Source organism: Coleofasciculus sp. H7-1, from assembly GCF_057473865.1.
In genome coordinates, this window is the sequence record NZ_JBYCCT010000082.1 from 44220 (window position 1) to 50219 (window position 6000).

Annotated in this window: 5 protein-coding genes and 1 pseudogene; 4 read left to right on the forward strand and 2 right to left on the reverse strand. The window is 50.1% G+C overall.

Annotated elements, in window-relative coordinates; all coding sequences use genetic code 11:
- The first annotated feature begins 37 nt into the window (after positions 1 to 37).
- Positions 38 to 1285: a C1 family peptidase gene (locus AC2VDX_RS23735; RefSeq protein WP_378171984.1), complete on the forward strand. Its 1248-nt coding sequence runs from the start codon at positions 38 to 40 to the stop codon at positions 1283 to 1285.
- Between the two features lie 91 nt (positions 1286 to 1376).
- Positions 1377 to 3476 (forward strand): precorrin-3B C(17)-methyltransferase, encoded by a 2100-nt coding sequence (gene cobJ / locus AC2VDX_RS23740; protein WP_378171982.1) that lies wholly within the window; start codon positions 1377 to 1379, stop codon positions 3474 to 3476.
- A 1-nt stretch (position 3477) separates the two neighbouring features.
- Here cobJ and AC2VDX_RS23745 read toward each other — a convergent pair.
- Positions 3478 to 3829, reverse strand: a pseudogene (locus AC2VDX_RS23745) (phage holin family protein).
- A 121-nt stretch (positions 3830 to 3950) separates the two neighbouring features.
- Here AC2VDX_RS23745 and AC2VDX_RS23750 point away from each other — a divergent pair.
- Together AC2VDX_RS23750 and AC2VDX_RS23755 are read left to right on the forward strand one after the other, a co-directional pair.
- Complete coding sequence (locus AC2VDX_RS23750) at positions 3951 to 4442, forward strand: pentapeptide repeat-containing protein (RefSeq protein WP_378171980.1); 492 nt, start codon at positions 3951 to 3953, stop codon at positions 4440 to 4442.
- A complete protein-coding gene (locus AC2VDX_RS23755; protein WP_378172098.1) occupies positions 4439 to 5638 on the forward strand; it encodes a 5-(carboxyamino)imidazole ribonucleotide synthase in 1200 nt (399 codons plus the stop codon). Before AC2VDX_RS23750 ends, AC2VDX_RS23755 begins: the two co-directional genes overlap by 4 nt.
- On the opposite strand, the gene AC2VDX_RS23760 is transcribed toward AC2VDX_RS23755, so the two are convergent.
- Positions 5613 to 5981 carry a coiled-coil domain-containing protein gene (locus AC2VDX_RS23760; protein WP_378171978.1) on the reverse strand — a complete coding sequence of 123 codons (369 nt, stop codon included), beginning with the start codon at positions 5979 to 5981 and terminating at the stop codon, positions 5613 to 5615. The genes AC2VDX_RS23755 and AC2VDX_RS23760 overlap by 26 nt on opposite strands.
- Between the last annotated feature and the right edge of the window lie 19 nt (positions 5982 to 6000).

Sequence of the window (6000 nt, forward strand, 5' to 3'; positions counted from 1 at the left end):
AACCGATCAAACGATAGCTGACGCTAGAGGTTGTTTTATGCCAAATCTGCGCTATTCGCCCAAACTTGCTTCCGTCCAGCATTCGACCAGCAAAAAGTTAAAATTGGGCGGCTATCGACCCGACACAAAGGATGCTAACGATAAGAAGTACGCGGCTCATCGATTTCAAGCCCAAAAGCTGCCGCCAAGGGTTGATTTGCGTCACTATCTGACTCCGGTAGAAGATCAGGGGGAAGTGGGAAGCTGCACGGGCAATGCGATGGCGGGAGCCTACGAGTACCTGGCAATGCGCCAACTCGGTACCGCCGGGGATGTGAGCCGGTTGTTTATTTATTACAATGCGCGATCGCTCGCCGGAGAAATTGCAGAAGACGCCGGAGCAACACTTCGCAATTGCATCCAGGTATTGCGAAAGATGGGCGCTTGTTCTGAGTTAACCTGGCCCTATCACCCAGAGCGGTTGTTTCACCGTCCCCACGACCAAGCTTATGAGGAAGCAACCCAATTCTTGATCGACGATGCTGAGCGAATTGAGATAGATTTGTATGCCATGAAGCATTGTCTAGCTGAGGGCTATCCGTTTGCCTTTGGGTTGCAGCTTTTCGATTCGTTCATGAGGGAGGGAAACAAAGGGATTCCCATGCCTAACCCAGAACGAGAGGAGTCTCAAGGTGGTCACGCAATGTTGTGCGTCGGCTACTCGGACAAAGATCGGGTGTTTGTTGTTCGCAATTCTTGGGGCGCAAACTGGGGAGACAAGGGATACTGTTACATTCCCTACGACTACATGACCAATCCCGAATATTGCGATGACTGCTGGACGATTCGCAGCGTCACCGACCTCGACTATAGCCGGGACGTTTGGAGCGATGATGACTTCTCGTTCTTTGATGACATTATCCCGTTGATTGCCGATGCTCTCGATATTTCAGACGGCGAGATCGGTAGTGACGAGGAAGAGTACGAAGAGGATATAGAAGCCGTCGCCGAAGACGAATACGTCGAAGATGAAGAGTACGAAGACGATATAGAAGCCGTCGCCGAAGACGAAGAATACGTCGAAGATGAAGATGAAGACGAGATAGAAGCCGTCGCCGAAGACGAAGAAGCTGTAGAGGAAGACGAAGATGAAGAATACGTCGAAGATGAAGACGAGATAGAAGCCGTCGCCGAAGAAGAATACGAAGACGAGGAATACGACGAAGAAGCTGTAGAGGAAGAATACGATGAAGATGCCGAGGAGCTAGAGGAAGACTACGACTCAGAAACCCTCGAAGAAGAGTAAAATCCGGAGAGCGAGTAGCGCTATAGCCTTTTGGACATACGCTTTGCGATCGCGCAAAATAATCGCTCTAGAAAACAACTCAAGACAATCGATGGTATTACTGTTAGGTGATTTTCAGCCATTAGCCGCGATCGCGACCACTCCCACGGGTGCCGAAAAACTACAGCCGCTTTGCCAATCCACTGGTGCTACTCTTTGGGTTCCAGAGTCTCTAACCGACGTTGTAGAGACAAAGGTTATCGCGTCAGCCCAGGTTTATCGCGGTTCCCTCAAAGACCACCTAGCGACCTTGTGGAATACACATCGGGGCTTTATTTTCTGCTTGGCATCTGGAGCCGTGGTGCGCTTGATTGCACCCTTATTGCAAGATAAATCCCGCGATCCAGCAGTGGTCGTGGTGGATGAAAATAGCCAGTTTGTGATTAGTCTGTGTAGCGGTCATCAGGGAGGGGCGGATCGGTTGGCACAAGCGATCGCGCTTACCATTGGGGCAACGCCAGTCTTGACAGGTGCCTCCGCTGGGTTAAAACTACCAGCAGTGGATATGCTGGGCGTTCCCTTTGGCTGGAGTCGAGGCGAGGGAGATTGGACAGGCGTTAGTGCAGCGGTGGCGAGAGGGGAACGGGTACAAGTCATTCAGGAAGCGGGTTCTACTTTATGGCAAAGTCATCTTCCTGAAAAACATCCATTCTATTTTGGGTTTCCGGAATCTACCGCCAGCCAATCAGAGATTGTTCAATCTAACCAGGAACCCGATCGTCCAAAATCATCCCCGGCGAGGATTTGGATTAGCCCCACCCGGCGACGATTTTCCTCAGAATCAGAGCTGCCAAAAGTCCAGTGGCATCCTAGAGTCTTGTGGGTGGGAATCGGCTGCGAACGAGGAACATCGAAAGAGTTGATAGAAACAGCGATTGGGCAGGTGTTTGAGAAAAATCACCTAGCGGAAGAAGCGATCGCCGGGATTGCCACCATCGATATTAAAGCTTCGGAAATTGGGTTAGTGGAATTATGCCGCGATCGCCACTTGCCTTTGCGAACTTTCTCGGCTGATATCCTCCGTTCCGTTAGCGTCCCCACTCCCTCAGCGGTTGTCGAAGCAGAAGTCGGAACGCCCAGCGTAGCAGAAGCCGCAGCAATTGTAGGGGCAGGTCTTGTACCTGCCCTCCATGAAGGTGTAGGGCACCTAGGGGCAGGTCTTGTACCTGCCCTCTATGAAGGTGTAGGGCACCTAGGGGCAGGTCTTGTACCTGCCCTCTATGAAGGTGTAGGGCACCTAGAGGCAGGTCTTGTACCTACCCTCTATGAAGGTGTAGGGCACCCACAAGGGGTGCTACTACGGGTGGCAAAACAAGTTTTTAAATTAGAAGGGCAACCAGGGGCAGTGACGGTAGCGATCGCTCAATCCGAACTAGAATATACGGGTCGCACGGGCTGTTTATTGCTAGTTGGTACGGGACCTGGAAAATTAGACCAAATGACCCCAGCGGCTCAAACTGCTGTATCCTGCGCTGACGCCATCATTGGTTACTCTCTCTATATCGATCTCATTTCTCCTTTGCTGCGTCCCGGACAGATTGTAGAAGCGTTACCGATTACCCAAGAACGTCAACGGGCAGAACGAGCCATAGAATTAGCTAATTGGGGATTAACCGTAGCGGTTGTTTCTTCTGGAGATTGCGGCATCTACGGCATGGCTGGGTTAGTCATGGAAGAACTCCAAGCCAAAGGCTGGGATGGCAAAACGCCAGGGGTGCAGGTGTTTCCGGGAATTACCGCCCTACAAGCCGCTGCGTCGCGGGTGGGTGCGCCTTTGATGCACGACTTCTGCGCGATTAGTTTGAGCGACTTGCTGACCCCCTGGGAGGTGATTGAAAAGCGCCTGAGTGCCGCCGCGCAAGCAGATTTTGTCACCGCACTTTATAATCCGCGATCGCAAACTCGAACCAAACAGATAGCGATCGCCCAAACTATCTTTCTGCAATACCGCGATCGCCACACGCCGGTAGCGATCGTAAAATCAGCTTATCGAGAAGACGAACAAATTACTCTGATTACACTTGACAAATTACTCGATACTCCGATCGATATGCTGACAACGGTACTGATTGGCAATAGCACTACTCGCACCCACGCCGATTGGATGATTACCCCACGCGGCTACTTAGGTTTTGACGCCGAAATCCGTTAATTTATTCAGCGTCTCTGTTGAACAAAAAGTTTAGCCCACTAGCCACCAGAGTCAGAACGATTGAACCTATCAAAGCAGGCACGAAACCAGCGACACTAAAACCGGGAGTAATCGCCCCAGCAATCAAAATTGTGATGGCGTTAATCACAAACAGAAACAAACCTAGCGTCACCAGCGTCAGCGGCAATGTCAAAATTACCAAAAGGGGTTTGACAATTGCGTTCACTAAGCCCAAAACAATCGCAGCAAGCAGCGCCGCCACAAAACTTGTGACGGCAAAACCGGGGACAATGTATGCAGTAATCATGATTCGCGATCGCTGTAACCAGCCAAGTCACCAAAAAGTATGGCATAAGCTTTCGTTAAACCTCGTTCACTCACAATTTTAAGGGTTTGTTCGCATCAGTAAAGGATTCCACAATACACTAACCTAAAAGATAGCCAACTCTATAGCGCGTTTTGAAACGCTTTTCTATGACCTTTCGGCAACTAGCTGCGTTCCTACTAACAATCGTTCTCTTCATCTGGGCATTCCCAGCACAAGCAGGAAACTACCCGCCTCCCTTGTCGTATAGCAATGCCGAACTGAAAGCCAAGGATTTCTCCGGTCAAATTTTGCAGGTGGCTGAGTTTTCCAACGCCAACATGGAATTCGCTAACTTTGAGGGTGCGGACTTAAAAGGGGCGATTTTTAGTGCATCGGTGATGACAAATGCTAATTTACACGGAGCAGATTTAACTAATGCAATGGTCGATCAGGTAAAACTCAACGGCGCGGATTTAAGCGATGCCGTTTTGGTGGAAAGTATCCTGTTGCGTACTATATTTGACGGTGTAAATATCGCTGGTGCCGACTTCACCGATGCAATTTTAGATGGGGCGCAAATAAAAGAACTCTGTATTAAAGCATCTGGTGTAAATTCTAAAACTGGTATAGCAACTCGTGAGTCTTTGGGGTGTCGATGAAGCGTGTAGGGGTGATTGGAGGGGGACAGCTAGCCTGGATGATGGCAGGTGCAGCGGAGGCGTTGGGGATTGAATTGGTGGTGCAGACGCCCAATCAGAACGATCCGGCGGTGGCGTTAGCGAAGCGTGCGGGAAGCGCGATCGCATCTTCCACCATTTTTGCCCCCATTGATGATGCTGCTGCTACAGCCGAGTTAGCGTCTCGCTGCGATGTCATTACTTTTGAAAACGAATTTATTAACCTGGAAGCTTTAGATTCACTTGTCCAGCAAGGCGTCTGCTTTCGCCCTAGTCTAGAAGTATTAGCCCCGCTGTTAGATAAATACGATCAGCGCTGCTATTTAGAAGATATAGGCTTACCAACTCCCAGTTTTATGACGCTTGAAGGAGAAGCCGGAAATCATCAAGTAAATCTTTCAAAATCATTCACTCACCCCTTGAACCTCAAAAACCTGGATTTTCCAGTCGTTCTAAAAGCCCGACGCGGCGGCTACGATGGTCAAGGCACTTTCATAATTAAAGATAGTCACGCCCTAGAGTCAACTTGGCAGCGACTGAAATATGCGCCAGTGTTGTTAGAAGAATTTGTGCCTTTTGAACGAGAATTAGCGATTATTGCCGCTCGTTCTGCCGCTGGTGAGATAGTGACTTACCCTGTAGTAGAAACTCAGCAGGAAGATCAAGTGTGTCGGCGCGTCTTGGTGCCAGCGGCAATTACGCCAACGGTGGAACAAGAGGTGAAAGCGATCGCTCATACGCTTCTAGATAGCCTGCAAGCAGTTGGCGTCTTCGGCATTGAGCTATTTTTAACCCCAGCCGGAAAAGTGTTGGTCAATGAAATTGCCCCCCGCACTCACAACTCCGGACACTTTACCCTTGATGCCTGCGAAACTTCCCAATTTGAACAGCAACTCAGAGCCGTCAGCGGTCTACCTTTAGGCAATCCTACCCTCAAAAGTGCGGGTGCCGTTATGGTAAATTTACTCGGTTACGAGCATTCCCAAAGCGATTATCTTGCCAAACGGCAACAGCTAGCCGAGTTGTCTCACGCTCACGTCCACTGGTACGGCAAAACCGAATCTCGTCCCGGTCGAAAACTCGGTCACGTCACCGTTTTACTAGAAACAGCCAACCGTTCTGAGGCAGAAGCGATCGCCCAAACCATCGAATCTATCTGGTATTCAAAAGAGGATTGAGGGAAGAGGGAAGAGGGAAGAGGACTGAGGGCTGAGGACTGAGGACTGAGGACTGAGGACTGAGGACTGAGGACTGAGGACTGAGAGAAGAGGATTCCTCTACTGTGCGACTTTGAGTTGAGACGCCTGGTTCCTCAGTCCTCAGTCCTTTCACCTCAGTCCTCAGTCCTTTCACCTCAGTCCTCAGTCCTTTCACCTCAGTCCTCAGTCCTTTCACCTCAGTCCTCAGTCCTTTCACCTCAGTCCTAAGTCCTTTCACCTCAGTCCTCAGTCCTTTCACCTCAGTCCTCAGTCCTTTCACCTCAGTCCTCAGTCCTTTCACCTCAGTCCTCAGTCCTTTCACCTCAGTCCTTTCACCTCAG